29 protein-coding genes are annotated in these 25702 nt (G+C 51.7%); 11 read left to right on the top strand and 18 right to left on the bottom strand.

Annotated features, from left to right (window positions below; genetic code table 11):
• Positions 1 to 4: 4 nt before the first annotated feature.
• The 5 genes from B3355_RS01450 to mog are packed head-to-tail and all read right to left on the bottom strand — an operon-like array spanning position 5 to position 2924.
• Positions 5 to 508, bottom strand: coding sequence for a CinA family protein (locus B3355_RS01450; protein ID WP_292779555.1), 504 nt, complete (start codon positions 506 to 508; stop codon positions 5 to 7).
• On the bottom strand, positions 505 to 1014 hold the full coding sequence (locus tag B3355_RS01445; RefSeq protein WP_292779553.1) for a phosphatidylglycerophosphatase A family protein: 510 nt from the start codon (positions 1012 to 1014) through the stop codon (positions 505 to 507). Before B3355_RS01445 ends, B3355_RS01450 begins: the two co-directional genes overlap by 4 nt.
• Positions 998 to 1945 carry a thiamine-phosphate kinase gene (gene thiL, locus B3355_RS01440; protein WP_292779551.1) on the bottom strand — a complete coding sequence of 316 codons (948 nt, stop codon included), beginning with the start codon at positions 1943 to 1945 and terminating at the stop codon, positions 998 to 1000. Before thiL ends, B3355_RS01445 begins: the two co-directional genes overlap by 17 nt.
• Positions 1938 to 2294 carry a hypothetical protein gene (locus B3355_RS01435; RefSeq protein ID WP_292779549.1) on the bottom strand — a complete coding sequence of 119 codons (357 nt, stop codon included), beginning with the start codon at positions 2292 to 2294 and terminating at the stop codon, positions 1938 to 1940. The genes thiL and B3355_RS01435 overlap by 8 nt, the downstream gene beginning before the upstream one ends.
• 30 nt (positions 2295 to 2324) lie before the next feature.
• Complete coding sequence (mog, locus tag B3355_RS01430) at positions 2325 to 2924, bottom strand: molybdopterin adenylyltransferase (RefSeq protein ID WP_047518449.1); 600 nt, start codon at positions 2922 to 2924, stop codon at positions 2325 to 2327.
• A 171-nt stretch (positions 2925 to 3095) separates the two neighbouring features.
• Here mog and B3355_RS01425 point away from each other — a divergent pair, with 171 nt between their 5' ends.
• On the top strand, positions 3096 to 3812 hold the full coding sequence (locus B3355_RS01425) for a PDZ domain-containing protein (protein WP_292779546.1): 717 nt from the start codon (positions 3096 to 3098) through the stop codon (positions 3810 to 3812).
• A 97-nt stretch (positions 3813 to 3909) separates the two neighbouring features.
• Positions 3910 to 5880, top strand: a complete 1971-nt coding sequence (locus B3355_RS01420) for a site-specific recombinase (RefSeq protein ID WP_047514325.1) — start codon at positions 3910 to 3912, stop codon at positions 5878 to 5880.
• 57 nt (positions 5881 to 5937) lie between these two features.
• Here B3355_RS01420 and B3355_RS01415 read toward each other — a convergent pair whose 3' ends face one another.
• Together B3355_RS01415 and yjgA are read right to left on the bottom strand one after the other, a co-directional pair.
• Entirely contained in the window at positions 5938 to 6189 is a 252-nt protein-coding gene (locus B3355_RS01415; RefSeq protein ID WP_019881702.1) for a sulfurtransferase TusA family protein, read from the bottom strand.
• 77 nt (positions 6190 to 6266) lie between these two features.
• Positions 6267 to 6827, bottom strand: a complete 561-nt coding sequence (gene yjgA, locus B3355_RS01410) for a ribosome biogenesis factor YjgA (RefSeq protein ID WP_292779541.1) — start codon at positions 6825 to 6827, stop codon at positions 6267 to 6269.
• A gap of 73 nt (positions 6828 to 6900) precedes the next feature.
• On the opposite strand from yjgA, the gene pmbA reads away from it, so the two are divergent.
• Positions 6901 to 8223 carry a metalloprotease PmbA gene (gene pmbA / locus B3355_RS01405; RefSeq protein ID WP_292779539.1) on the top strand — a complete coding sequence of 441 codons (1323 nt, stop codon included), beginning with the start codon at positions 6901 to 6903 and terminating at the stop codon, positions 8221 to 8223.
• A gap of 81 nt (positions 8224 to 8304) precedes the next feature.
• Here pmbA and B3355_RS01400 read toward each other — a convergent pair whose 3' ends face one another.
• The 6 genes from B3355_RS01400 to panC all read right to left on the bottom strand — a co-directional run bounded on the left by B3355_RS01400 (position 8305) and on the right by panC (position 13271).
• Positions 8305 to 9399: an MlaA family lipoprotein gene (locus B3355_RS01400; protein ID WP_349679990.1), complete on the bottom strand. Its 1095-nt coding sequence runs from the start codon at positions 9397 to 9399 to the stop codon at positions 8305 to 8307.
• 220 nt (positions 9400 to 9619) lie between these two features.
• A complete protein-coding gene (locus B3355_RS01395) occupies positions 9620 to 11053 on the bottom strand; it encodes a cryptochrome/photolyase family protein (RefSeq protein WP_292779537.1) in 1434 nt (477 codons plus the stop codon).
• 2 nt (positions 11054 to 11055) lie between these two features.
• Positions 11056 to 11523: a 23S rRNA (pseudouridine(1915)-N(3))-methyltransferase RlmH gene (gene rlmH / locus B3355_RS01390; protein ID WP_024929681.1), complete on the bottom strand. Its 468-nt coding sequence runs from the start codon at positions 11521 to 11523 to the stop codon at positions 11056 to 11058.
• A 21-nt stretch (positions 11524 to 11544) separates the two neighbouring features.
• A complete protein-coding gene (gene rsfS, locus B3355_RS01385; RefSeq protein WP_019881696.1) occupies positions 11545 to 11916 on the bottom strand; it encodes a ribosome silencing factor in 372 nt (123 codons plus the stop codon).
• A 14-nt stretch (positions 11917 to 11930) separates the two neighbouring features.
• Positions 11931 to 12311 carry an aspartate 1-decarboxylase gene (gene panD, locus B3355_RS01380; RefSeq protein WP_024929679.1) on the bottom strand — a complete coding sequence of 127 codons (381 nt, stop codon included), beginning with the start codon at positions 12309 to 12311 and terminating at the stop codon, positions 11931 to 11933.
• Positions 12312 to 12416: 105 nt separating this feature from the next.
• Positions 12417 to 13271, bottom strand: coding sequence for a pantoate--beta-alanine ligase (gene panC, locus B3355_RS01375; protein ID WP_292779531.1), 855 nt, complete (start codon positions 13269 to 13271; stop codon positions 12417 to 12419).
• Between the two features lie 171 nt (positions 13272 to 13442).
• Here panC and mscL point away from each other — a divergent pair, with 171 nt between their 5' ends.
• Complete coding sequence (mscL, locus tag B3355_RS01370; protein WP_019881693.1) at positions 13443 to 13856, top strand: large conductance mechanosensitive channel protein MscL; 414 nt, start codon at positions 13443 to 13445, stop codon at positions 13854 to 13856.
• Between the two features lie 75 nt (positions 13857 to 13931).
• Here mscL and B3355_RS01365 read toward each other — a convergent pair whose 3' ends face one another.
• Positions 13932 to 14324 carry a hypothetical protein gene (locus B3355_RS01365; protein ID WP_019881692.1) on the bottom strand — a complete coding sequence of 131 codons (393 nt, stop codon included), beginning with the start codon at positions 14322 to 14324 and terminating at the stop codon, positions 13932 to 13934.
• A 65-nt stretch (positions 14325 to 14389) separates the two neighbouring features.
• Entirely contained in the window at positions 14390 to 15250 is an 861-nt protein-coding gene (locus B3355_RS01360) for an HlyC/CorC family transporter (protein WP_292779528.1), read from the bottom strand.
• Positions 15251 to 15447: 197 nt separating this feature from the next.
• Here B3355_RS01360 and B3355_RS01355 point away from each other — a divergent pair, with 197 nt between their 5' ends.
• Positions 15448 to 19098 carry a DUF748 domain-containing protein gene (locus B3355_RS01355; protein WP_292779526.1) on the top strand — a complete coding sequence of 1217 codons (3651 nt, stop codon included), beginning with the start codon at positions 15448 to 15450 and terminating at the stop codon, positions 19096 to 19098.
• 57 nt (positions 19099 to 19155) lie between these two features.
• Here B3355_RS01355 and B3355_RS01350 read toward each other — a convergent pair whose 3' ends face one another.
• The 3 genes from B3355_RS01350 to B3355_RS01340 form a co-directional block, all read right to left on the bottom strand.
• Positions 19156 to 19794, bottom strand: a complete 639-nt coding sequence (locus B3355_RS01350; RefSeq protein ID WP_024929676.1) for a site-2 protease family protein — start codon at positions 19792 to 19794, stop codon at positions 19156 to 19158.
• A gap of 73 nt (positions 19795 to 19867) precedes the next feature.
• On the bottom strand, positions 19868 to 20479 hold the full coding sequence (locus B3355_RS01345; RefSeq protein ID WP_292779524.1) for an L-threonylcarbamoyladenylate synthase: 612 nt from the start codon (positions 20477 to 20479) through the stop codon (positions 19868 to 19870).
• Positions 20480 to 20493: 14 nt separating this feature from the next.
• Positions 20494 to 21357 carry a 3',5'-nucleoside bisphosphate phosphatase gene (locus B3355_RS01340; protein WP_024929674.1) on the bottom strand — a complete coding sequence of 288 codons (864 nt, stop codon included), beginning with the start codon at positions 21355 to 21357 and terminating at the stop codon, positions 20494 to 20496.
• A gap of 126 nt (positions 21358 to 21483) precedes the next feature.
• Between B3355_RS01340 and B3355_RS01335 the strand changes: the two genes are divergently transcribed.
• From B3355_RS01335 to feoB, 6 genes are all read left to right on the top strand, one after another.
• The gene (locus tag B3355_RS01335) at positions 21484 to 22029 is read left to right on the top strand and encodes a septation protein A (RefSeq protein ID WP_024929673.1); all 546 of its coding nucleotides are present in this window, start codon (positions 21484 to 21486) and stop codon (positions 22027 to 22029) included.
• 16 nt (positions 22030 to 22045) lie between these two features.
• Complete coding sequence (locus B3355_RS01330) at positions 22046 to 22345, top strand: YciI family protein (RefSeq protein WP_019881685.1); 300 nt, start codon at positions 22046 to 22048, stop codon at positions 22343 to 22345.
• 1 nt (position 22346) lies between these two features.
• Complete coding sequence (locus B3355_RS01325; protein WP_033425676.1) at positions 22347 to 22610, top strand: BolA family protein; 264 nt, start codon at positions 22347 to 22349, stop codon at positions 22608 to 22610.
• A 55-nt stretch (positions 22611 to 22665) separates the two neighbouring features.
• Positions 22666 to 23475, top strand: a complete 810-nt coding sequence (locus tag B3355_RS01320) for a peptidylprolyl isomerase (RefSeq protein ID WP_019881684.1) — start codon at positions 22666 to 22668, stop codon at positions 23473 to 23475.
• A gap of 162 nt (positions 23476 to 23637) precedes the next feature.
• Complete coding sequence (locus tag B3355_RS01315) at positions 23638 to 23895, top strand: FeoA family protein (RefSeq protein ID WP_019881683.1); 258 nt, start codon at positions 23638 to 23640, stop codon at positions 23893 to 23895.
• Entirely contained in the window at positions 23892 to 25682 is a 1791-nt protein-coding gene (feoB, locus tag B3355_RS01310; RefSeq protein WP_292779517.1) for a ferrous iron transport protein B, read from the top strand. Before B3355_RS01315 ends, feoB begins: the two co-directional genes overlap by 4 nt.
• Positions 25683 to 25702: the final 20 nt, after the last annotated feature.

Raw genomic sequence — 25702 nt, 5'->3', positions numbered from 1 at the left:
TTGATTACAACGCATTAGCCATCTTTAGCAAGCCAGCCAGCAAATAGCTGGCGGCCTGCTCACGCACTTGCGTTCTATCGCCTTCAAAATGACGGGTTTCTATCACCGTAGTATTGCCGCTGTCACCATCACCGCGAGATGCCCAGGCAAAGCACACAGTGCCGACTGGCTTGTGCAGTGACCCGCCACCTGGACCAGCAATGCCGGTGATGGCAGCACTCAGGTGTGCCTGACTATATTGCAACGCCCCCAGCGCCATAGCTTCGGCCACTGGCTCGCTGACTGCACCAAACTCGACAATCAATGCAGCAGGCACACCCAGCATTTCAGTTTTTGCCGCATTGCTGTAGGTGACGAAACCACGGTCAAACCAGCCTGAACTACCGGCGATGGCAGTTACCGCTTGCGCAACCATCCCGCCAGTGCAGGACTCGGCGAGCGCCAGTTGCCAATGCTTTGCTTGCAGCACCTGCCCCAGGCTAGTGCTTAACTCAAGCAGCATAGTCATGACAAAAATCCTTGCGCGACTTGCAATACCAGCATGGCCATGATTGCGGCCAAGACATCATCCAGCATCACCCCAAAGCCACCTTTTACGCGCTGATCGACCCAGCCGATCGGAAAAGGCTTCCAGATATCGAACAAGCGAAAGCTGGCAAATGCCGCCAAGCCCCAGCCCAAGGTGAAGGGCACCGTGATCAACACCGCGGCCATCGCCACCACTTCATCCCACACAATGGCACCATGGTCACTGACACCTAGTGCGCGCCCTGTCACTTCACAACACCAGACGCCGAGCAAGAACAACACGCCTAAACTTAAGCACTGCTGTGCGAGTGGCAAATTCATCAATAGCCAATACAGTGGAAAGCCCAATAATGTGCCGACGGTACCGGGCGCTTTGGGCGACAAGCCGGTGCCCAGGCCAAAACTCAGGCAATGTAAAGGATGTGAAAATAGCAAGCGCCAACTTGGCGGCTGCGGTGGCTGACGGTTATTAGCCAAAATGCGCATACCCTTTCTGCGATAAGTCGATACGGGCCTCACCGTTCAACACCTGCAAACCTGCATGCGCAGTCACTTTGCCGATACGGCTCAAGGGCAACCCCAGTTGCGTTGAAAGTGCCTGCAAAGCATCCCTGTGCTGCGGCGCAGCAGTAAAACATAATTCATAATCATCGCCACCGGCCAACACTGCCTGTTGCAACACAGAGTCAGTCACTGACGACAGCGGCAACAATGGCTTAGGCATCGCCGCCCAATCCAGCTCAGCACCAACGGCAGACGCCTCTAGTATGTGCGCCAGATCTGCCAGCAAGCCATCTGAAATATCCAGTGCGGCGGTCGCCATGCCACGCAATGCCAGCCCTAACGCCACGCGCGGTTGCGGGTGGTGCATGGCCGTGGCCAGCGCAGCGAGTTCTTCGGCATGCACATCCAGCTTGCCTAAACGATGCTGCAACCATAAGGCAGCTTGCCCCAATACGCCACTGACCCAGATATCATCGCCCGCTTGCGCGCCATTGCGCTGCAATGCCTGGCCTTGTGGCACTTCGCCCATGATATTAATCGCGATATTCAAGGGCCCGCGCGTGGTGTCACCGCCAATCAGTGACACGCCAAAAGCATCAGCACAGGCAAACAGCCCTTCACTAAACCTTTGCAACCAGGGCCCATCAACCTCTGGCAAGGCAATGGACAAGGTGGACCATTTTGGCTCGGCGCCCATGGCGGCCATATCACTGACATTCACCGCCATCGACTTCCAGCCGATGGCAAATGGGTCAATATCGGCAAAAAAATGTGTACCTGCCACTGACATATCTGCCGACACCGCTAGCTGATAGCCAGGTCGCACGCGAATCAGGGCCGCATCATCGCCCACGCCCAGATCAGCTTTTGCCGGCCGGGTAAAATATTTGGCGATGAGCGCAAATTCAGCCACGACGACTCTGCCACCAGCGCAACCACACGGTGGCTATGCCCCAAGCCAGCAAAATACCAACGACATCCGCCAGCCAGTCATAGACGCTGGGCTGCCTGGTGGTGGTCAGTATGCCTTGCAATACTTCCATCAGCGCACCAAATGCGGTCAGCCCGAACAAAGTCGTTTTAGGAAAACGTTGAAATGCCAACAAGCCCCAGAAAGTGACACCACCAAAGGCAATCACATGCTGAATTTTGTCTTTGTAAATCGAGCCATCGTTTGTTGGCGCCATTTCCATCAGCAACAAATAGGTCAGCAAAGCAAAACAACTTATAAAAATCAGCCGGGAAATGGTGTGGTAACGCATGCAATCTCTTTAATTACTGAAGAATTGAGTTTATTTACGAATGGCAGATTTAGGACGAAAAGATTTGACGATGGTTTCGTCAGTTTCCAGATAAGGCATCGGTTTGTCGCTGGTCGCCAGCAAATCCAGGCAATACGGCACTGCCGCAAAAATACCCGGCACCAGCGTATTGCCTTCGTTATCTTTAAGGCCTTCCAGCGTTTCCTGTATCGATTTGGGCTGTCCCGGCAAGTTAATCACCAGGCATTGCTTGCGGATCACCGCCACCTGGCGCGACAAAATCGCCGTTGGCACAAAACGCAAGCTGATTTGCCGCATTTGCTCACCGAAGCCTGGCATGTCACGGTCGGCAATCGCCAATGTCGCCTCCGGCGTTACATCCCTGAGCGCAGGGCCGGTGCCGCCCGTGGTAAGCACCAGGTGGCAACCTTCTTCGTCCACCAGTTGCTTGAGAGTCTGGGAAATGGTCGCTTGATCATCGGCAATCAGACGGCTGGATACTGTATATGGAGAGACCAGGGCTTGCGCCAGCCAGGCGGTAAGCGCCGGGATGCCCTTGTCTTCATATACGCCTTGCGAGGCACGATCACTGATAGAAACTAATCCAATGCGCGCGAATTGTTCTTGCATAACCTGGTCTATGTCAATGGTGACTGTGTTAATGTACCAATACATCATAACATTACAACCTGCCATTCGATCATGGAGAATTCGATGAACCCCCTGTGCAAGCCTGGACAGTCCGTTATGCCCGCCCCTTCCTTATCAAGCAAGTGGTCCTTATATATTAAGCATGCTGCCATGCTGGTAGCCCTGGCCTTCAGCCCTGCCACCTGGGCAGAAGACAACCCTTACAGCAACCATTACCAGGCACAAAATCAGGGTGATTTACACTCGTTGCAAGCGAACCCAGAACCGCAGCTGTTCAGTGGTACGCGCCGCGATGAAGACAATATCAGGATGCTGGAAAACGGCTACGACCTGATGGGATTCAGTAGCTTTGAAGCGGGCGAAGTCGATGCCGAGCAAGCCCGCAACCATGGCCGCGCTATCCAGGCCGACAGCATCCTGGTTTATATGAAAAAGGCTGGCGGCGCTTCGCCGTCATCCAGAATGGAAGTCATCAAAGAAGCGGTTAAAAAAGGGCAATCACTGACCGAAAAAGATGTGGCGGCAACCGCCGGCAGCTATCGCTATTACGCCACCTACTGGGCAAAACTGCCACCTCCGCTGCTGGGTATCCATGTGATTAAACTGGTGCCTAAACAGGCGACGCAGGGTGAGAATGTGCCAACTAGCACTGCCAGCAGTGAGGGCGTACGCGTGATTGCAGTGATTCATGGCTCTGCAGCTGAAAAAGGCGGTGTGGTGCGTGGCGATCAATTACTGAGCCTCAACAACGAAAAAGTGGATGATGCGGCCCAACTCTCCAACCTGGTGAGAAAATACCGTGGCAAAGCCGTCAAATTGCAATTAGAGCGACAAGGAGAGCCACTGGCGACTGACGTACAGTTATAACGGCCACGACGTTAGTAGCCCCCGAGCGATTGCCACCCTACTCCTCATGTAAGCGGCCATCCCTTTGTTAAAAATAGAATTACAGAAAGTGTTGTGCATGTTTCAACCTACCTTCGAGCATCAGGCAGCCCGTGAAGCTGCCGGTGACCTGGACGATATCCAATTCTTGCGGGCGCTGTTCGACGATATCCGCCCCAAGGTGTCAACCGACATTGAGAGCGCCAGCAAGGCGTTACAGGCTTTGTGCTTTCTGCTGCAGCAACATCCACAGTATGCCTTGTCATTGCGTAACAGCTTGCTCAGGTTACTGGACGAAAAAAGTGTGATTTCGCTCTATTCCGACCATGGCATCCAGTCTGACCTTGGTTTTTTCACCGAAATCTACCGCCGCCTCTGGCACAAGCTACTGCCCGATGTGCCAGACCCCAAATACCTGAAAGATGTGTTTGGGCAGATATTTCACAAAAACAGTGATGTCGACTGGGTTATTGGTATGCCTGACACCGTCTGGCGCGACTTCATGCAGACACTGGACATCAGCCAGGGTGACGCGCAGCAACAGCAAAACTGTATCCAGGAAGTCAAAGATGCACTACAGGTGCTGTCATATCGCTTATCCGCTTCCGGACTGGATCCCGAGCTGATTTTGCAACATGAAGACCTGGAGTCGAATGGCTCGCCGTTTATTACGCAAAACATCGAAATTCAACAGTTTCTGGCACTGCCGGCGATTCAGGCAGAAGACATCCAGCATTTGTACAGCGTGCTCAAACGCTGCGAGCAGCTGACGTATGAAATCCGCAAATCGAATGCCAAAACCGGGACCAGCATTTCGCTCACGGCGCTGATGCAACGCATATTGCAGCAAATTCAACGCATGCAGTTATTGCTGGATATTTTGCATGGCCTGATCCTGAAGCATGATGTCAGCCATGCCATCACACGCTTGCTCAAACAACTGGTAGATGCCGAATGCAAGAAAAACAACCTGTCTGAATACTGGCGCCAAAATACTGAATTACTGGCCTTGCGCGTGACTGAAAACGCCAGCCACACCGGCGAGCATTACATCGCGCAGCACCGCAATGAATACTTCAAACTGATGGGCTCCGCCATGGGCGCGGGCATTATCATCGCCATCATGGGCATGATTAAAATCATGATTGCCAGCTACCACCTGCCGCCGCTGACAGAAGCAATCTTGTTTAGCCTCAATTACGGCCTGGGCTTTGTCATTATCCATTTGCTGCACTTTACCGTCGCCACCAAACAACCGGCGATGACGGCGGCAACCATCGCTTCCACCATAGATGACCATGGCCACGATAGCAAAAACATCCATAACCTGGTGAATATCGTCGCGCAAACCACCAGCAGCCAGACCATTGCCATTCTGGGTAATGTGGTGGTGGTAATTCCGATGGCGATCCTGATTGACTGGCTGATCATGCAAGCCACCGGCCATCATTTTATTGGCACAGAAAAAGCGCATGCCTTACTGGATAGTAATAACCCGCTAATCAGCCTGACAGTCATGTATGCCGCGGTAGCGGGTGTCTGCCTGTTTTTATCCGGGCTGATCGCTGGCTACCACGACAATTTAGCCGCTTACAACCGGATTCCGGAGCGTTTAGGCCATTTGCACTGGCTGCAAAACCTTCTAGGCAAGGATCGCCTGTGGCGCATTACCGAATATATCCGCCACAACCTGGGAGCGCTGGCGGGTAACTTCTACTTTGGCTGCTTGCTGGGTTTTGCGTCCGGCTTGGGCGTTATGTTGGGCTTGCCGCTGGATATCCGCCACGTCACTTTTGTGGCGGCATTTGCCGGCTACGCTTTGCCAGCCCTGGACTTTCAGGTCAGTCACTACATTATTGCAACCACCATACTCGGCATTGCATTAGTCGGCACCACTAACCTGATCACCAGCTTCGGCCTGGCGATTTATGTAGCGATGAAATCGAGGAAAGTGCGTTACCGTCACTGGAAAGCTTTTTGGCTGGAACTGTTGACTGCGCTGTATCGTCAACCTGGCAAGTTTTTACTACCGCCAAAAAAACCGGAATAAACTTGCAGCAGCAGGCTGTTTTTTACAGCCTGCTTATAAAACATGACGCACAGTCGCTTATTCGCCCGCCAATACAGCTTCTTTTGCAATCAAGAAATGAAATACGCCATTATCCTTGTTCAAGGACAATAATTTGACCGGGTGATTATTGATCAAATTACGAATATTCTGCTCACTGCCAGCGGCGGTGGTTTTTACCAGCATGACCTGCCCCGGCAACAAGTGATCCAGCGCATCCTTTGTTTTCAACATGGGCAGCGGACTTTCCAGACCGGTTAAATCAAGTTCCAGATCAATATGGCTATGCATGTCGCCTCCCCTCTTTCATGTCATTAGCAAGTCGTTGACACAGAGTCGCCACTCGCTAATTCAATCTTGTTTTATGATTAATCGTCCAAAGACTCGTCTTCTGGCATCTCTACATCAAAAGCATCATCTTCGGCACCACTTTTACCCTCCATCACTTCGCGAATCACTTTAAACAGTTCGCGGCTACTTTTGGGTGGCTTGCCTGCGGCGTGCTCTTTTTGTGCATTGCGAATCAGGGTACGCATTTGCTGCACATTGGTTTGCGGAAACTCAGCAATAAACAACTCGATCACTTTAACATCCTCAAGCAAGCGCATACGCCAGCGCTCCATGTGATGAAAGCGGGCATTTTCTTCCTTGTGTTTGCCGTCCCATTTTTGCAGTTGCTCGACGATAGGCGCCAAATCAGTGTCACGCATCAAACGGCCGATATACTGCATCTGGCGACGAATGGCGCCATTCGCGGTAATGCGCTTGGCTTCGGCAATGGCATCCAGCAAGGATTCCTCTAATTGAAGTTTCTTCAATCTATCCTTAGGTAGCGCAACCAATTGACGGCCTATTTCCTGCGCAGCATCCGCCTCTGCTTTCAATCTGGTTTTACTGGGTTGGGAATCATCAAAGGTTTCAGATGTCATGGTAAAAGCAATCTCTGCCAAATCGGGTATGATAACAGTTTTAACTGCCAAGCAAGAAACAAGCGCGTACAGCATGCAATCGGATCAACTTCAACAAATCGCCCAAGACATTATTCAACTGACACGTAAAGCAGGCGCCAGCAGTGCCGAAGCAGAGGTCAGTTTTGGCACCGGCCAGAATGTGTCCGTCAGGCAAGGCGAGACTGAAAACATTGAATACAACCGAGACAAAGGCTGTTCAGTCACGGTGTATTTTGGCCAGAGAAAAGGCTATGCCAGCACCTCTGACTTAAGTCCTCAAGCCTTGAAAGACACGGTTGAGGCCGCCTGTAATATTGCAAAATATACCGCGCAGGACCCATTCTGCGGCTTGGCCGATGCTAATTTGATGGCGACAGAATTTCCAGATTTATCCTTGCACCACCCCTGGCAAATTGACGTCGATGCTGCGCTGGCATTGGCCAAGCGTTGTGAAGCCGCCGCCCTCGCCGTAGATACGCGCATTAGCAACAGCGAAGGTGCCAGTATTTACAGCCAGAGCGGTGCATTTGCTTATGCCAATAGCCATGGTTTTATTGGCGGCTATCCAAGTTCACGCCATAGCATCAGTTGCTCGGTGATTGCCGAAGCAGATGGCCTGATGCAACGTGATTACTGGTATAGCAGCGCGCGCGATGCACATGACCTGGCCACACCGGAGCAAGTCGGCCAGACGGCGGGCTCGCGCACCGTCAAGCGCCTGGGTGCTCGCCCGATCAAAACCGGCCAATACCCGGTCTTATTTGAGGCGCCATTGGCAAGCGGCCTGATCGGTACCTTGATTAGTGCGATCTCTGGCGGCAACTTATACCGTAAATCCTCTTTCTTGCTCGACAGCCTGGGCCAGCCCATTGCCAGCGCATTGCTGCAGATTGATGAAAACCCGTTTGTACTCAAAGGTGCTGGCAGCAGCGCCTTTGATAGCGAAGGCGTGGCTTGCCGCCCACGCACACTGGTTGAAAACGGTGTGTTACAAGGATATTTACTGGGGAGCTATTCTGCCCGCAAGCTGGGCATGCAGTCGACAGGCAATGCCGGTGGTGCGCACAACATTATGGTGCGTTCAACAGGCCATAGCCTTGAGCAACTGTTGCATACCATGGGCACTGGCTTGCTGGTGACAGAGCTATTGGGGCACGGTATGAATATGGTGACAGGTGACTATTCCCGAGGGGCTGCTGGCTATTGGATAGAGAACGGGCAGATTGTGCACCCGGTAGAAGAAATCACCATTGCGGGCAATATGAAAGACATGTTGAAAAGCATTGTTGCGATTGGTAACGATACTATTCCGAACAGCTCAAGACTGACTGGATCGATACTGATTGAGCGTATGACCATCGCCTCTGCGGAATAAATATCGCGGTCACAGCGACAGCAAATAAAAAAGGCTTTGCACAATGCAAAGCCTTTTTTGTATCACCGAAGATGTCGGCTACTATTGCGCGGGCGCCGCAGCATCCAGGGTCAACAAGGTTTCATCAACACCCGCAACCATGGCTGCAGTTGCAGCTTCGTTTTCAACCACGGGTTCTTGTTCTGCAGCAGCTTGATCTGCTTGAGACTGATCCAGCATCGGCGGCAATGCCTCAGGCGCGATTTCCGCGGATTCGCTTAACTCGATGACCATTTCAGCAGCGGTCGCCTCAGAAACGACAGACTCAGAGGCATCCACCGCTTGCGCTGGCTGCGCTACCGGTGCACCTTCAGTGACTGCATTCTCAGTCGCAGTGCCTTCGATTGGCGCGGCAGATTGCAACAATACGGCATCCGTGGTGGCTGGCGTTTGTTCTGAATGGTTTGGCGTATCTTCATCTGCAGGCTCGAACTCATCTTCCAGCAACTCTTTAGGTACCAGGCCATCCTGGATCAGGCTGGCACGGCGTTGCAGGTAAGCATCACGCATAAATGCATAGGGATCAATCGACGCGTTATCCACCAAATCGGTCGCATCCAGCAATTGCGTGCGTTTATCCAGCAACTGTACCGCACGTACCTGGTTGTGGGCACGGATCTGGCCAGTATTATGCAAATAGGTAATCGGGTCGGAAGTCACGGTATCAATGAACAAACCGCTGGCATCACGCACGGTGCTCGGCCCAACAATCGGCAGCACCAGATACGCGCCGGAACCTACGCCCCAGTAACCCAGGGTTTGACCAAAGTCTTCCTGATGTTTTGGCACATTGTCCATGCTGGCCACATCAATAAAACCAGCAATCCCAAAGGTAGAGTTGATGACAAAGCGGCCAGCATCGGTAAAGGCCTGGGCAAACTTCAGTTGCAACAGGTCATTCACGACGGTGGTCAAGGTGCCGAGGTTGCTAAAGAAGTTGCTGATGCCAGTACGCACAGGCGTAGGCGCAACGGCTTTGTAGGCTTTGGCAACCGGTTTCATGGCATAACGGTCAGCCACATCGTTAAATTTATAAATTCCCCGGTTGATGCCTTCCAGTGGGTCTTTATTGGTTGTGGCGCAACCAGAGACACTCACCAAAACTGCAGTCAGTACGATCGCTCTTAATGTTTTCATATTTGTCATTATGTTTAGAAGCTTTTCAAGCGCATTTAAATTGTTGTATCCCCAACACAGCTTGCAGTGTGTACTTCGCAAATGTGTGTCATCTCAGTTAACGGAAATCTCTTCTAAAAGTTGAAGGGATCATTGTTAAAAAGTCGGTTAAATTAACCAGCAGGCGTGATTCAGACCTCACCTTAGCACGAAGTAAAACGATCTTATTCTACATCAAATGTCATCTTTGCTTCACATTATTTTTGTATAAGCGCAAGGCCTCTTCGCGCTGTTGCGCATGATCCACCACAGCCACCGGGTAGTCGAGCACTAAGCCTTTGTCAAACAAGCCTTTTTTACGAAATTTCTCTGCCCATGGCGCATGAATTTGCTGGTCATCAAGACCGGCAAGCTCCGGCACATATTTACGGATAAACTTGCCTTGCGGATCAAACTTTTCTGACTGCGATTGCGGGTTAAAAATCCTGAAATAAGGTTGCGCGTCACAACCGGTCGAGGCTGCCCATTGCCAGCCACCATTATTGGCTGCAAAGTCAAAATCGATTAACTTTTGCTCAAAATAACGCTCACCCCAACGCCAGTCTATGAGCAGATCCTTGACCAGGAAACTGGCGACGACCATGCGCAAACGGTTATGCATGTAACCGGTCTGGTTTAACTGTCGCATGGCCGCATCCACAATCGGAAAACCCGTGCGCCCTTCGCACCAGGCAGCAAACCAGCCAGCGTTATTGGTAAAAGGCAGCGCCTCATACTCCGGCTTATAAGAACGACCTTGTTGCAGATCTGGCCGGTGAAACAGAATCTGGAAATAAAAATCACGCCAGATCAACTCACTCAACCAGATCGCCGCCCCCTCATTACCCGCCAGGGATAACTGCCAGGCCGCATGCGCCAGTTGGCGGATGGAAATTGTGCCGAAACGCAAATGCACCGACAGATAAGACACGCCTTTGACCGCCGGGTAATTACGCGCGTCATGATACTGGTCGATACGATGCAGAAAATCCTCGAATAACTGCTGCGCACCAGCCATACCGGTTGGCAAGCGCAATTCGGCAAGATTGGTGCGCTCAAACCCCAGCGATGCCAGCGTCGGCATGGGCGCTGGCGCCACGGGCGCAAGATGACTGATATATTTTTTGACCGGGTAAGCTTTTAAATAAAAGGCATTCAACTTGGCCAGATGGGCATTTTTATACGGGGTGAACACCCCATACGGCTTGCCGGTTTGTGTCATCACCTCATCTTGCTCAAACAGCACCTGATCTTTGAATAAATGCAGGGTTTGACCAGCCTCAAGCAGCGCCTGCGCTACTATTTCATCGCGGGCAATCGCGACCGGCTCGTAATCTTTGTTGGCATAGACTGCGCTGACATTGAGTGCGCGCGCCAGCGCCGGGATTTCTACTTGTGCCCGGCCATGACATACGATCAGGTCACTGCCGTGCGCTTGTAAGGACTGCTTGAGTTCGCGTACGCTTTCCCAGATAAATTCAACCCGGCGATCTTGTTTATCCGTTAAGGCATGCAGAATATCCGTATCAAAAACAAAAGCGACAGTCACTTGCGTATGCCGCTTCAAGGCGTGATACAGCGCGGCATGATCATCATCGCGCAGGTCGCGACGCAACCAGACCAGGGCTTTAGACATCGTTACTCTCGGTGATAGGGATGACCACTTAGAACCGTGTGGGCGCGATAAAGTTGCTCGGCCAGCATCACACGCACCATGCCATGCGGCATGGTCAATTTAGACAAGCTGAACAGCCATTGCGCCTGCGTTTTGAGTTGTGCATGCAAACCATCAGCACCACCCACGACCAAGGACACATCACGCCCCATTTCCTGCCAGCTTTTAAGCTTTTCTGCCAGTTGCAAGGTAGTCACGGCCTGGCCACGCTCATCCAGCGCCACCAGGTAATCTTTACCGGCCACTTCCAGGATACGCTTGGCTTCGGCTTCCTGCACCACTTCACTATTCTTACCGGCCGCACGCTTATCAGGTTTGATTTCGATGATGCGTGTTTCAAGCTCACGCGGCATGCGTTTCAAGTATTCCGCGCAGGCGGTTTCAACCCAGTCGGGCATTTTATGGCCGACCGAGATGATATTGAGTTTCATACCTGGAGGAGTGTCGTGCTTTTAGGCAGCAGAAGCCGTGCGACGCGTCTGTGACTCGGTCCACAGTTGTTCAATGTTGTAATAAGCGCGAGTGGTTGGCACCATGACATGCACCACGATATCGCCTAAATCGACCAATACCCACTCGCCTTCTTTTTCGCCCTCTACGCCGCGCGCTTCCAGGCCTTTTTCTTTCAGCTTTTCACGCACATTATCGGCGATTGCCTTGCATTGGCGGGTAGAGTTACCACTGGCGACAATCATGTAGCTGGTCACCGCCGTCATACGGCGCACGTCCATTACGGTGATGTCAAAGGCTTTAATATCTTCCAGCGCGTCGACGACGGCCAGTTTCATCTCTTCAAGAGACAGGGTATCAATGTTTGGTTGCATAGGTGTATTCAAAATCAGGCGGCTTGCGCAGGAATATGGTTTTTTTGCTCGACAATGCGGTTTTGCGCATCGACGTAAACCAGTTGCGGATGGTAGTGAGTCAATTCGGCTTCGGTATATTGGGAATAGCTGGCAATAATAATCAAATCGTCAGGATCCGCTTTGTGCGCCGCAGCACCATTCACCGAAATCACGCCAGAGTGACGCTCGGCACGAATGGCATAAGTTGTGAAACGCTCACCATTGTTGATGTTGTAAATCTGGATTTGCTCATATTCATGAATATTGGCGGCCTCCAGCAAGGCTTCATCAATCGCACAGCTGCCTTCATAGTGCAGCTCGCTATGCGTCACACGCACTCGATGCAGCTTTGATTTCAACATGGTTCTTTGCATTGCGTCCCTTAGCTCGAACTTCCACTCGCGCGGAAAAGGTCGTAATTATAAAGTTATCAATAGCTTAGCGCAAAATAAATTTATCAAAAAACACACGCAATTGCATCAGGCGCTGACTTCGCAGTTATCGATGAGTCGCGTCTTGCCCAACCTGGCTGCCGCCAGTATCACCCATTCACGGGTCTGCGCATCCGGCAAGGTCAGCGACTGTTGACGCCGAACCTCTACATAATCTACCTGCCAGCCCTGTTGGCTTAACGCTAAACAGGCTTGCGTTTGCAAAGCCGCATAGTCACGCTGGCCAGTCAGCAAGGCTTGTTTCATGCCTTGCAACTGCTGGTTTAACTGCGCGGCCTGTGTTTTTTCTGCTGCGGTCAAATAGCCATTTCTTGAGCTCATGGCCAGGCCGGAAGCCTCACGTGCGGTTTCCCCGGCAATGATTTCAATCTCAAAATTGAGTTGCCGCACCAATGCGCGGATCACCATTAGCTGCTGGTAGTCTTTTTTGCCAAACACCGCCACTTGCGGTTGCACCATATGAAACAGTTTGGCGACTACAGTCGCTACACCGGCAAAATGGCCAGGACGGCTGGCGCCACATAGATCATCGGCCAAAGGTGGCGGTTGAATCACCATCTGCTGGTGCAAATCCTGGCCATCAAAGTCGGGGTACATCTCCTCCACTGCTGGTGCAAACACCACATCAGCGCCCACGGCTTGCAGTTTGTCACAGTCAGACTGCAAGGTACGCGGATAACTGCCGAAATCCTCATTGGCACCAAATTGCAGCGGATTTACAAAAATACTGACCACCACCAGGTCCGCATGCTTCTTCGCCAGCGTCACCAGCTGGCAATGCCCCGCATGTAAATTACCCATGGTTGGCACAAACCCCACGCGCTGGTCGCGGCGACTGGCCAGAAATGCGCGCAACTCGCGCAAGCTGTGAAACAACTGCATGTAGACTCTTTTTAATCCATCAAAAACCAGAATGATTCAATATATCACACAGCACCCTATTCAACCGTGACAGGTAAAAGATCAGCGCCCCGGCAATTGACAAGCTGGCAAGTCCGCGCCTATAGTCATCATTTGCAACTATCTACAATTATTAACATCAGGAGTAAGTGAATGAGTGTGATGACCGAGTTTAAACAATTTGCGCTGAAGGGCAATGTCATGGACCTGGCGGTCGGTGTCATCATTGGCGGTGCCTTCGGCAAGATCGTTGATTCCATGGTGAACGACATTATCATGCCGGTCATCGGCCGAATCTTTGGCGGTTTTGATTTTAGCAACCTGTATGTGCCACTCAACGGCCAGTCGGCTGACCTGGCCCTGGCAGAGGCCAAAAAACTGGGCGCGGTGCTGGCTTACGGTAATTTCATCACCATTGTGCTCAACTTCGTTATTCTGGCATTTATTATTTTCCAGATGGTTAAATTCATGAACAGCCTGAAACAGGCCGAACCAGCGCCTGCGCCAGCAGCGACACCGGAAGATATCGTCTTGTTACGTGAAATTCGTGACAGCCTGAAAAAATAATTTTCTGGCGATAGTGATATGACAAAGGGCGCTGTGGCGCCCTTTGCTTTTTAACTACCCACAAAAATCTAAAGATTACAAATCGGCGGGATTCGGTTGTACTTCATACGTCTGACCAGCATTGGCATCAGACCCATCATTATTCAGAAACACCACCACACTGACCTGGTCATCAATCAGATCAAGCTCTGTGGTTGGGTAATAAGCCCCCGCGGCATCTTTATTGATATTGTGATAATGCCAGATAGAAGCCACCACGCGCCCACTGTCTTTTAACTTCACATCTTCAGCGCGCGCTGGCTCGCCCAATAATGCAATTAACTGCGCACGATTCAGCTTGCCCACCGCATCAACAAAGCCCTGCTCGTCCTCAGGCAACTTGCCAGCCGCCGCACCTGCCAGCACCGCGCCGCTTAAAGACAATAATGCAACAGCCAATACCCCGTTTAACCAAGTTTGTGCTCTCATCATGATTCTCCTTTATACTCAGAAACTCAGGCAATTAAAACAGCAATAGGTTCATACAAGAGGCACTACACAGACTCGATAGGATACGCCTCTTCCGGCAACTGTTCGACTAATAACACATGTACACGGCGACTGTCGGCATGTACCACGGTGACACTGAGATTATCAATACGGATCTGCTCGCCTCGCTTGGGCAAATGACCGAAGTGATTCACCACCAGGCCACCCACGGTAGAAAACTCTTCGTCGCTAAACTCGGTGCCTATGGCTTCATTAAATTCAGGAATCTCGGTCAAGGCTTTGACGCGATAAATGCCCGGCTCCTGCTGAATGATATTGCCTTCGCCTTCATCATCATCGTATTCGTCCTCGATGTCGCCGACAATTTGCTCCAGCACATCTTCAATCGTCACCATACCAGCTACGCCACCATACTCATCGACCACAATGGCAATGTGGTTACGGTTACTGCGGAACTCTTTTAACAACACATTCAGGCGCTTGGACTCGGGAATAAACACCGCCGGACGCAGCATATCGCGCAGCTCGAATGTCTCGTTGGCGTAATAGCGCAACAAGTCCTTGGCCAGCAAAATGCCGATCACATCGTTTTTATTATCTTCAATGACAGGGAAGCGGGAGTGCGCCGTTTCAATGACAAACGGCAGAAAGCTTTCTGGCGGCTGGGCAATATCAATGACGTCCATTTGCGAACGCGGGATCATGATATCCCTGACCTGCATTTCACTGACTTGCAGGACACCTTCAATCATGGCCAGCGAATCGCTGTCCATCAGGTGATTTTCATAAGCCCCATGCAGCAACTCGACCAGTTGCTCGCGGTCTTCTGGCTCGCGCAGAAGAAAATGGCTTAATCGTTCTAAAAGTGAGGGTTTGTGAGACAACTTATCCGGCTCTGAAGCCATAGTTACTGCTGAAAACAGCATCCTGTATAACGCGTTAACTTAAGCATACATGAAAACGGATGGCAATGTCACCTTCATGACATGGGTTGCCTGACTTATTCGTGGCTATCCCTGGCCGTGTGTGGCACGCAAAGATTTGTCACTTTCCGGTGTCAACAAACGATATAAAAGATTTAATTTCTGCTAAATTAACACCTATGTTGAATCGCCTGCCCCCTTTCTTACGTCCCCTGGTGCAATCACTGACTTTCAAGGTGCTTGCCGGGCTTATTGTCTTCTACTTTTTATTTGCCTGGCTGGCTATCAATCCGCTGGCAAAATGGCTGTTACCATGGGTAGCCGAACACCAATTGGCCAGTAAAGCCAGTGTAGAAAAAGTCACATTTGACCCGCTGCACCTCATCGCAACCATCGAGAAGCTGGCGCTGACCGAAAAAAACGGTGCGCCACTGGCATCGTTTGACAAACTGGTGGTCGATCTTGAAGCCAGCGGCCTGTTCAACTGGGCCTGGAAACTCAAGCAAATTACGCTGACAGCGCCGCGCGTCGATGTGCATATCTCCAAACAGGGCCGCCTCAACTGGGCTGACCTCATTGCAAAACTCAACGAGGACCCAACGCCGCCAAATAAAGACTTGCCGCGTGTCATCATTGAAAATATCGCGATCAGCCAGGGCAATATCGATTACCAGGATGCGCAACACGCCACGCCGCTACAAGCCTCACTCAAGCCACTGGACTTTGAACTCGAAGGCTTTTCCACGCTACCTAAAGACCGTGGCGACTACCTGATTGCCGCCAAACTGCCGTACCAGGGCGCGACCATCAAGTGGAAAGGCAATTTTGGCGTCAATCCACTGGCATCACAAGGCTCACTGGCGATCGAAGGTTTGCAAATCGCCAAAGTCATGCAATGGATAAACACGGCCAAGTTGCCGCTGCAAGTCACGGCAGGTACGTTTGCCAGCCAGTTTAACTATGACTTTTCTTTGCCGAATCAACAACCGAAACTGTTAGTCAGCGATGCAAAGCTACGCGTGAACGATTTGGCAGGCGCATTGGCGCAAGGTGATCAACTCGCTTTTTCGCAGTTGGAAGTCAAAGCCAAACATCTGACGCTAGATCAACAAAAACGGTTATTGGTCACGACACAAGACATCAACATTCAACTCGACCAACTCAAACTGCATAAACTACAGGCAGACGTTTCAATTGCCAAAAGCAGCCTGGCTTTGCCCAAGCTGGTCTTCGAGCAGGACAAGCAGGCACAACTCACATTTGACAAGCTGAACCTGCATATTGAGCAAACTCAGTTACAACAAGCACAAAAAACATTATTTACATTGCCAGAACTGGCGATCGAAAATGTCAGCCTCAATTTGGCAGAACGCCGGGCCAATGTGGCACACATCTTATTAAGCAAAGGGCAGTTATCGGCGACACAAACGGCTGCCGGGCTTGATTGGCAACACGCGTTTGCCGAACCTGCAGCAGCCACGCCCCCGCCTGCTGAGGCACCTGCGGTGCCAGATGAAAAGGTCGATGAAAAGGCCAGCGCCCCCTTTCAATTTGCGGTAGACGACATTGCCCTGGCGCACTGGCAGCTCGCTTACACCGACCAGCAATTTGCCAAGCCCTTGCAAGCCACGGTTGGCGACTTAAATCTACAGCTGGCGGTAGATAATACGTCAGGCTTGGCGCTAAAAAATGTGCAACTGGAAGCAACACAACTGAGCGTCCAATCAGATAAAAAGCCGGCCGCACAATTAGCCAGGTTTGCGCTGAATAATGCACAACTGGCGCTGGACCAACAAAAAGTTGATGTTGCCGCGATTCAGTTGCAAGGATTCAAAACAACCGTGATCAGGCAAGCGGATCAACGCCTGAACTGGCAAGCCATGCTGGCACCTGCCTCGGGCAGCCACACGGCGACTGCCAAGACAAGCACACAGGCAGCGGCGCCCGCGAAACCATGGTCTTACGCCGTGAAGCGGCTGGCTTTGCAACAGGCAGATATTCATATTGAAGATCAATCGACACCGACACCTGTGGTGCTGGATGTGGTGGATGCCAGCGTGGAAGCTAGCGACCTGAGCCAGAATATGGCACGCTTGCTGCCGGTGAAAGCTGGATTCAAGGTCAAACAAGGCGGTCAGTTCAACCTGCAAGGCAAACTGGCTGCAGCGCCTTTTAAAACAGAGTTGCAATGCACACTCACAGACCTGTCACTGAAACCCTTTGCCCCTTATATCCAGCAAGCTGCCTTACTGCAACTGGAAAACGGTTCTGCCAGCCTGCAGGGCAAACTACAACAAACCAGCAGCGGGGCAACCAAGTTTGACGGCGGCTTTAGTGTCAACCAGCTGTCCATCCTGGAGGAGGCGAGCCAGCAACCGTTTTTACGCTGGGAGAAACTGCAAGGAGACGGCTTGGCGCTATCACTGGCGCCCAACAAACTGCAATTAAGCACGCTGACCTTAAGCAAGCCGCAAAGCAAATTTATCATTTATCCTGACCGTAGCCTGAATATCACCAAGGTCATGCGCACGGCTACGCCAGACCAGACAGCGGCAACCGCATCGACCACAACGAAGGCGGCGCCAGCCCCCGTGAGTCAAACCACCGCAACGGCAACGCCTGCCAGCACTAGCAGCGACTTCCCGGTTGCAATTGATACGGTACGCATCAATAACGCCGAGCTAGAGTTCGCTGACTTATCACTGCCACAACCGTTTGGCACGTACATCCACACCCTGGGCGGCGTCATCAACGGCATTTCCAGCAACCCGTCATCGACTGCACAAGTCGAACTGGACGGCAAGGTAGATGATTACGGTGCAGCACGCATCCGTGGCTCGTTGCAACCGTTTAAAACCACAGAGTTTACCGATATCAAACTGGCATTCACCAACCTGGAGATGAATCGCCTCACGCCCTATTCCGGTAAGTTTGCCGGGCGCAAAATTGAATCTGGCAAGCTGTCTGTAGACTTGGGCTATAAAATCAAACAGCGTGTACTGGCGGGTGAAAACAAGTTTGTCATCAACAAACTCACCCTGGGTGAAAGAGTTGATAGCAAAGATGCGCCTAACCTGCCCCTGGACCTGGCGATCGCCATTTTGGAAGACAGTGATGGAGTGATTGACCTGGACTTGCCGGTCAGTGGCAGCCTGGACGACCCCAAGTTCAGCATAGGCGGGATTGTCTGGAAAGCCTTCACCAACGTACTGACCAAAATCGTGACCGCGCCATTCAGCGCGCTAGGCAAACTGTTTGGTGGTGGTGAAAAGCTGGAAGCGATTGTGTTTGACCCCGGCAATGCCACAATGGCACCGCCGGAACTGGAGAAATTACACACGGTAAGCAACGCGCTCGCCAAACGCCAGCAATTAGCACTGGGCATTGTACCTGGCTACGATGTAGCCGCAGATACACGCGCCATTCAGGAAGCCAGCTTGCGCAAACAAGTGGCAGCAGAAGCCGGTGTACGCCTGGAGCCTGGGCAGGCAGCGGGACCAATTGATTTAAATAATCCCAAAGTGCAATCGGCCATACAAACATTGCATGACCGCCTGAACAATAAAGGCTTGCTCAAACGACTGGCAGCCAAACTGGAAAAAGCGCCCGAAGGTTTTTACGCGCAAGCACAGGAAGCACTAACCACTAGCATCCAGGTCACCGACGCTGACTTGCAAGCCTTGGCCAAGGCACGCGCCGACGCCATCCAGAAAGCGTTACTGGCTGCAGGCGTCGGTGCCGAACGGGTTTCGATCACTACCCCAACAACCGTGAAGGCAGACCGCGATCACGTGCCAAGCAAGCTGACGCTGGACGCTATCAAACACTAGCTGCAAATAGCATGAAGCCGCTGGTTCAGCGGCTTCACCAATACCTCACCAGCGCAGCTACATGACCAGCATGGTCAATAACTGCTGAAAAAACTTGAGCACCGGCGACAATAAAACACCCAGAATGCCAGTGAATAATAAGGCGATAAGAATCAGCATGCCATAACGCTCTATTTGTGCAAACTTGATCGCTGCTTGCATGGGTAACAGGCTGACAGCAATGCGGCCGCCATCCAAAGGTGGCAGCGGAAACAAGTTCAGCACTAGCAAGACCAGGTTAATCTGGATGCCTGCCAGGCTCATCTGTGCTAAAAAAGCCTGGGCTGACTCCGGGAATAATGCAATCCGCGCCAGTATCAATCCCCACACAATGGCCATGGCAAAGTTAGACGCCGGGCCCGCCAGTGCCACCCACAACATATCCTGCTTGGGACGACGCAATTGTCCAAAGTTGACAGGCACCGGTTTGGCCCAGCCGAACAGCACGCCCCCCAGAATAATGCTGAGTGCAGGCAGTAAAATCGTGCCAATCGGGTCTATATGCTTGAAAGGGTTGAGGGTAATCCTGCCCATGCGCTCGGCGGTCAGGTCACCAAAGAACTTGGCGGCATAGCCATGCGCCGCCTCATGTACCGTGATCGCAAACAGGATGGGCAAGGCGTAAGCGGCAATTTTCTGTACAACAGTGAGTTCCATGTAACACTTCCAGCTAAAGTCAACACTCTGTCACAGCGTCTAAGAATAAATGTCCGGCCAAATCAAGTGCCTATCAAGGCCAAGGCGCAACGCCCGCGCGCACCAGCTCGGGCGGGTCTTGCGTCAAATCGACCACCGTAGTGGCGCCCACATGCACAATATCACTGTCGATCACTGCGTCAATCTGATGTTCCAGCGCTTCACGGATTTCCCAGCCGACAGACATGGGCGCTTCATCGCCAGGCAACTGCAAGGTCATGCTGAGCAAGGGCGAATCCAGCGACTCCAGCAAGGCTTGCGTGACGATATGCTTAGGCACACGCAAGCCAATGGTGCTGCGCTTGGGATGCTGCAATCGGCGCGGCACCTCGCGGCTGGCCTCCAGCAAAAAGGTATAAGCGCCCGGCGTCATCGCCTTAAGCAAGCGGAACTGGCTGTTATTCACTTTGGCATAAGTGCCGATCTCAGCCAGGTCACGGCAAATCAGGGTAAACGGATGCTCATCATCGACGCCACGCAAACGGCGGATACGGGTTTGTGCCTCTTTGAACTCCATCAGGCAGACCAGGGCATAACTGGAGTCAGTAGGACAGGCCAGCACTCCACCCTGCTTTAACCACTGCGCAGCTTGCTGGATTAATCGGGTTTGCGGGTTCTCCGCATGAATCACAAAATACTGTGCCATGATTAGAGGATGCGCTAACTCGCTACTGCTTGCAGTTGACTGGCTTCGGGCCAGTCCTGCCACACAGGCACGCAACCGGCGGGCAATGCGGGCAAACGCCCCATATCCATATAAGACATGCCCGGGCCGTGGTAATCAGAGCCTTGCGAAGCCTTTAGATCAAAACGATGCGCCAGCTTGGCAAATTGCTCATACTGCGGCGGTTGGTGGCTACCAGTGACCACTTCAATCGCTGCACCGCCCAGATTTCTGAATTCATTTAATAGCAGATGCATATTCACAAACCCCAAGTCATAACGACCCGGGTGAGCCAGCACCGCCACCCCGCCGCTATCACGAATCAGCTGCATGGCTTCTTCCAGGCTCATCCATTCATGGTTGACATAGCCTGGCTTGCCTTTGACCATATATTTTTTAAACACTGACTTGATGTTTTTGGCATGGCCACGTTTCACCATAAACTGTGCAAAATGACTGCGCGTCATCACGCTGTTGCCCGAGAGTTCGCGCGCGCCTTCATATGCATCTGCGATACCTGCCTTGGCCAACCCTGCGGCAATTTGCCTGGCGCGGGCATCACGTCCCTCGCGCACTTTAGCAAAGGCAGCTAACAACTCTGGATGTTGCGGATCGACACGCAGACCGACAATATGCAAGGTACGATTTTTCCAGGTGACGGAAATCTCAACGCCATCAATAAAAGAGATACCTAACTGCTCGGCCGCAGCGCGTGCCCGTGCCAACCCGCCCACTTCATCGTGATCGGTCAGCGCGAGCACCCGCACCCCCCTGCTCGCCGCATGCGCAACCAGGTCTTCAGGCGAAAGCAGCCCGTCTGACAGGGTGGAGTGGCAATGTAAATCAATGGGAACAGACATGATGGATATGGGGCGCCGTTTGAATAAAAAGGATGACAACAAAGCGACTAACTTTACATTTTGACAGAAATCATAGCAAAATAGTGCCCTCACAGATAGCAGGAATTCAGTCACCTGAAGCCAGTCATGCAAGTCATTACCGATTTACTCCCCGTTATTCTCTTTTTTATTGCCTATAAAAAAGCGGGCATTTTTACTGCAACCGCTGTCGCCATGATCAGCACCCTGGTCCTGATGCTGATACTCTGGATCAAACGCGGCAAGATAGACAAGATGCTGGTGATTAACGGCGCGGTGATTACCGTGCTCGGCGGCATCACCTTATTGCTGCATGATAAAACCTATATTATGTGGAAACCCACTGCAATTTACTGGATCGGTGCACTGGTATTGCTCTTCAGCCGCTACGCGCTCAAACGCAACCTGATCGAAAATATGCTGGGCAAAATGATGGCACCGCCGCTGGCGATCTGGGACCGACTCAACCTGTGCTGGATTGCTTTTTTGGTAGGCATGGGCATACTCAACCTCTATGTGGCTTTTCATTTCAGCGAAGATGACTGGGTCAATTTCAAACTGTTTGGCGCCACCAGCCTGATGTTTATCTTTATTATTGTGCAAGTGTTTGCGTTAAAAGAACATTGGATTGAACAAAACACCCCATCTGCCTGACTAAGAGAAAACCACCATGCTTTACATGATTTACGCCCAAGACACTGCTAACAGTCTGCCGCTGCGGCTGGAACATCGTCCGCCACATCTGGCACGCTTGCAACAGCTACAGAATGAAGGGCGCTTGCTACTCGCCGGGCCATTGCCCGCCATTGATAGCGTGGACCCTGGCGCAGCCGGGTTTAGCGGCAGCCTGATTGTGGCAGAATTCGATTCTTTACAGGCAGCCACCAACTGGGCCAATGACGACCCTTTCGTGCATGCAGGCGTCTATGGCAAGGTAGAAGTCAAACCTTTTAGAAAGACGCTGCCATAACATGTTAAAAGCAGAAATCGAGCAACGTTTGCAGCCGCTGGCACCCACACTTCTTGAGATACAGGATGACAGTGAACTGCATCGCGGACATGCAGGGAACACGGGCGGCGGGCATTTCACGCTCACGGTAAAAAGCTCGCTATTTTCAGGAAAATCACAGATAATGCGGCATCGCATGGTCTATCAATGCTTACAAGATTTAATGCCTCATCGCATACACGCGCTCAGTATTCAGGCCCTATCGACTGATGAGTCATTTAGTTGAAACATTTCTGTTTTTTAATATCGCACCAACTCAAATCGTTATATAAGGATATTGCATGAAATTTTTGAAAGTAATGTTGGCGATTGCTTGCTTAAGCGCACTGCCACATGTATACGCGGCCGATGCCGATGCGGTTGCCACAGTCAATGGCAAACCAATTAAAAAAACCTGGGTAGACTTTATTTTACGTGATGCTGAAGCACGTACCGGCCAGAAAGCCAATGATGGCATGAAAGCCGCCGTGGTCAACGAGTTGGTTGGTTCAGAACTGGCTTACCAGGAAGCGCAAAAAGCTGGCATCGACAAACTGCCTGACTTTATCGCAAGCGAAGAACTGGCACGTCGTAAATTGCTGGTCAACGCATTCCTGGCTGACTTCATCAAGAAAAATCCAGTCACGGATGCCGAGAAAAAAGAAGGCTACGAACAGTACAAAAAAGAGCTGGGCGACAAAGAATATAATGCGCGCCATATTCTGGTAAAAACTGAAGCAGAAGCCAAAGCCATTATTGCCGACCTGAAAAAAGGCACTGACTTTGCGAAAATTGCTAAAGAGAAATCACAAGATCCAGGCTCTAAAGACAAAGGTGGCGATCTGGGCTGGTTCTCACCGGCTGGCATGGTAAGACCATTTGCCGAAGCACTGGTTGGTTTGAAAAAAGGCGAAACAACGCCTGAGCCAGTACAGTCACAATTCGGCTGGCATGTGATCAAGCTGGTGGATACACGCGCACTGCAAGCACCGCCTTATGAAAAAGTGCAAGAAGGTATTGAGCGTACGTTGCAACAACGTAAACTGGAAAAATACATGTTGGGCCTGAAAGACAAAGCAAAAATTGATGTCAGCGGCATCGAGAAGAAGTAATCAAAACCGCTTGTAACAAATCAATAAAAAAGCCAGTCTAAACTGGCTTTTTTATTTGCTGCGCATCGCCTCTGCATGAGGCGATCACCCGCCAGACCCGCACAGAAACATTCCTTTGCCCGTCAATCTGAGATAAAATCAAGAATTATTCTCATTTGTAATATGCACATGCATCTTGACGCCCTCAAACCCGGCCAGTCAGCCATGATTGATCGCATCCATGCTGAACAGGCCTTATCACAACGCCTGAGCGCTTTGGGTTTCCGGTCTGGCAAACAGCTGGAAGTCATCCGCCAGGCCGCGTTCAATGGCCCATTGCATGTACGCATCGGCTCGACAGACGTCATTATCCGCCTGCAGGATGCCAAAGCCATCCATGTGCACCTTCTCTCCAACCAGACAGAATCCATCACTGCATGAAACGTGTTGCCCTGCTCGGAATGCCCAACACGGGCAAATCCACCCTGTTCAATCGCTTAAGCGGTGCGTCCGCCCGGGTCGGCAACTGGCCAGGGATTACTGTGGATTTAATGAGTGCCAAAATACTGCTGGGCGGCCATATTGCTGAACTGGTAGATTTGCCCGGCCTCTATGATTTGCATGGTTTCTCAGATGATGAGCACGTCGTGCGTCATTTTCTCAGCCACCATCCGGTTGACCTGGTGCTGATTATTTTAAACAGTGCCCAGATTGACCGCCAATTATCGCTCGCTTTGCAAATTCGCGCCCTCGGCTTACCTGCAGTATTGCTGCTGAATATGGAAGATGAAGCCAAACGCGCAGGCATTACGATTGATGCACAAGCGATGAGCAAACAACTGGGCATACCAGTGCGCACCATTAGCGCCAAATATGGCCAGGGCTGCCCTGAGGCATTGCAACTGGCGGCACAAACGATCCTGCAGCAACCTAACCTGGTGACGCCAGAAACCATCGCGGGCAAGCTGGAGATGGACAATGTCATCGAGCAGGAAATGCACCAGATTATTGACCGCACCGTGCATTTTCCGCTGCAACTCAATCACTCGCTGACCGACCGCCTGGACAAGGTACTGTTACATCCATGGCTGGGCTTGCCACTCTTCCTGCTTTCAGTGTTCCTGTTGTTTCAGTTTATTTTTACCGTCGGCGCCCCGTTACAAGAGGGCATGGCATGGCTGTTTGACAGCTTGCGCAGCACGGCGTTAGAACCACTGCTGGCCAGTTTACCCACCTGGTTAAATGGTTTGCTACTGGACGGCCTGTATACAGGCTTTAGCACGGTGGCCGCGTTTGTGCCAATTATTGTCCTGTTCTTTTTAGTCATGAGCATGGTCGAAGATAGCGGTTACTTGTCACGCGCAGCCTTTCTCATGGACACCCTGATGGCAAAAATGGGGCTGGATGGCCGTGGCTTTGTCATGATGCTGATGGGCTTTGGCTGTAACGTGCCCGCCTTGATGGGCACGCGCGTCATGCGTAGCCGCCCCATGCGCTTGCTGACCATGCTCACCATCCCACTGTCCCTGTGCTCGGCCAGATTACAGGTATTCCTGTTTATCATTGCCATCCTGTTCCCGCCCTCACAAGCCGCACTGGTACTGTTCTCGCTCTACCTGGTCAGTTTCGCCACGATTTTCATCACTGCCGTCTTGTTCAAAGACAAATTTGCCAGCCGCGAACCGTTTGTACTCGAACTGCCGCCCTATCGCTTTCCAACCCCGCAACAAATCTGGATGCGTGGCTGGCAAGAGGTGAAACACTTTCTGTCACGTGCAACCAAATTTATCGTCATTGGCGTGGTCATGGTCTGGCTGCTCACACACCTGCCTACCACTGCCGTGCCGGCCAGTGCCGAGACCTGGGCGGGCAGCATAGGCCGCTTTTTTGCGCCAGTGCTGGACCCGATTGGCATTGACACCCATTTGGCAATTGCCTTGATCTTTGGCTTTGTCGCCAAGGAAATCGTCGTTGGTTCGCTGGCGGTTATTTACGGCTTGCAAGGCGATGCGCTCAGCCAGCAGATTGCAGCCAATATCGACTGGGTACAAGGCATGAGTTTTATGCTGTTCACGCTGATTTATACGCCCTGCCTATCCACCATTGCTACCCTTAAATCCGAAAGCAAAAGCAGTGGCTTTATGTGGCTATCACTCACCTGGTCATTAGCACTGGCGTGGGTTGTAAGCTTTGCGTTCTACCAAAGTGCCCGCGCGCTGGGTTACTAGTGCCTACCATTCTCAATCGG

Source organism: Methylophilus sp. UBA6697, assembly GCF_002454655.1.
Taxonomy (GTDB): domain Bacteria; phylum Pseudomonadota; class Gammaproteobacteria; order Burkholderiales; family Methylophilaceae; genus Methylophilus.
Note: the sequence above shows the minus strand (reverse complement) of the source record. Positions and strands in the feature narration are given on the sequence as shown.

Excerpts from the sequence above, each read along its gene's own strand:
- B3355_RS01450 (WP_292779555.1), bottom strand. The coding sequence starts at position 508 with ATGACTATGCTGCTTGAGTTAAGCACTAGCCTGGGGCAGGTGCTGCAA.
- B3355_RS01315 (WP_019881683.1), top strand. The coding sequence starts at position 23,638 with ATGCACATGCATCTTGACGCCCTCAAACCCGGCCAGTCAGCCATGATT.
- B3355_RS01325 (WP_033425676.1), top strand. The coding sequence starts at position 22,347 with ATGTTAAAAGCAGAAATCGAGCAACGTTTGCAGCCGCTGGCACCCACA.
- mscL (WP_019881693.1), top strand. The coding sequence starts at position 13,443 with ATGAGTGTGATGACCGAGTTTAAACAATTTGCGCTGAAGGGCAATGTC.
- yjgA (WP_292779541.1), bottom strand. The coding sequence starts at position 6,827 with ATGACATCTGAAACCTTTGATGATTCCCAACCCAGTAAAACCAGATTG.
- B3355_RS01395 (WP_292779537.1), bottom strand. The coding sequence starts at position 11,053 with ATGTCTAAAGCCCTGGTCTGGTTGCGTCGCGACCTGCGCGATGATGAT.
- rsfS (WP_019881696.1), bottom strand. The coding sequence starts at position 11,916 with ATGCAACCAAACATTGATACCCTGTCTCTTGAAGAGATGAAACTGGCC.
- B3355_RS01345 (WP_292779524.1), bottom strand. The coding sequence starts at position 20,479 with ATGGCACAGTATTTTGTGATTCATGCGGAGAACCCGCAAACCCGATTA.
- B3355_RS01320 (WP_019881684.1), top strand. The coding sequence starts at position 22,666 with ATGAAATTTTTGAAAGTAATGTTGGCGATTGCTTGCTTAAGCGCACTG.
- B3355_RS01340 (WP_024929674.1), bottom strand. The coding sequence starts at position 21,357 with ATGTCTGTTCCCATTGATTTACATTGCCACTCCACCCTGTCAGACGGG.
- mog (WP_047518449.1), bottom strand. The coding sequence starts at position 2,924 with ATGCAAGAACAATTCGCGCGCATTGGATTAGTTTCTATCAGTGATCGT.
- B3355_RS01435 (WP_292779549.1), bottom strand. The coding sequence starts at position 2,294 with ATGCGTTACCACACCATTTCCCGGCTGATTTTTATAAGTTGTTTTGCT.
- panC (WP_292779531.1), bottom strand. The coding sequence starts at position 13,271 with ATGCAGTTGTTTCACAGCTTGCGCGAGTTGCGCGCATTTCTGGCCAGT.
- B3355_RS01330 (WP_019881685.1), top strand. The coding sequence starts at position 22,046 with ATGCTTTACATGATTTACGCCCAAGACACTGCTAACAGTCTGCCGCTG.
- B3355_RS01420 (WP_047514325.1), top strand. The coding sequence starts at position 3,910 with ATGTTTCAACCTACCTTCGAGCATCAGGCAGCCCGTGAAGCTGCCGGT.
- B3355_RS01415 (WP_019881702.1), bottom strand. The coding sequence starts at position 6,189 with ATGCATAGCCATATTGATCTGGAACTTGATTTAACCGGTCTGGAAAGT.
- feoB (WP_292779517.1), top strand. The coding sequence starts at position 23,892 with ATGAAACGTGTTGCCCTGCTCGGAATGCCCAACACGGGCAAATCCACC.
- B3355_RS01360 (WP_292779528.1), bottom strand. The coding sequence starts at position 15,250 with ATGGCTTCAGAGCCGGATAAGTTGTCTCACAAACCCTCACTTTTAGAA.
- B3355_RS01350 (WP_024929676.1), bottom strand. The coding sequence starts at position 19,794 with ATGGAACTCACTGTTGTACAGAAAATTGCCGCTTACGCCTTGCCCATC.
- rlmH (WP_024929681.1), bottom strand. The coding sequence starts at position 11,523 with ATGAAACTCAATATCATCTCGGTCGGCCATAAAATGCCCGACTGGGTT.
- pmbA (WP_292779539.1), top strand. The coding sequence starts at position 6,901 with ATGCAATCGGATCAACTTCAACAAATCGCCCAAGACATTATTCAACTG.
- B3355_RS01425 (WP_292779546.1), top strand. The coding sequence starts at position 3,096 with ATGCTGGTAGCCCTGGCCTTCAGCCCTGCCACCTGGGCAGAAGACAAC.
- B3355_RS01400 (WP_349679990.1), bottom strand. The coding sequence starts at position 9,399 with ATGAAAACATTAAGAGCGATCGTACTGACTGCAGTTTTGGTGAGTGTC.
- B3355_RS01365 (WP_019881692.1), bottom strand. The coding sequence starts at position 14,324 with ATGAGAGCACAAACTTGGTTAAACGGGGTATTGGCTGTTGCATTATTG.
- B3355_RS01445 (WP_292779553.1), bottom strand. The coding sequence starts at position 1,014 with ATGCGCATTTTGGCTAATAACCGTCAGCCACCGCAGCCGCCAAGTTGG.
- B3355_RS01335 (WP_024929673.1), top strand. The coding sequence starts at position 21,484 with ATGCAAGTCATTACCGATTTACTCCCCGTTATTCTCTTTTTTATTGCC.
- panD (WP_024929679.1), bottom strand. The coding sequence starts at position 12,311 with ATGCAAAGAACCATGTTGAAATCAAAGCTGCATCGAGTGCGTGTGACG.
- B3355_RS01355 (WP_292779526.1), top strand. The coding sequence starts at position 15,448 with ATGTTGAATCGCCTGCCCCCTTTCTTACGTCCCCTGGTGCAATCACTG.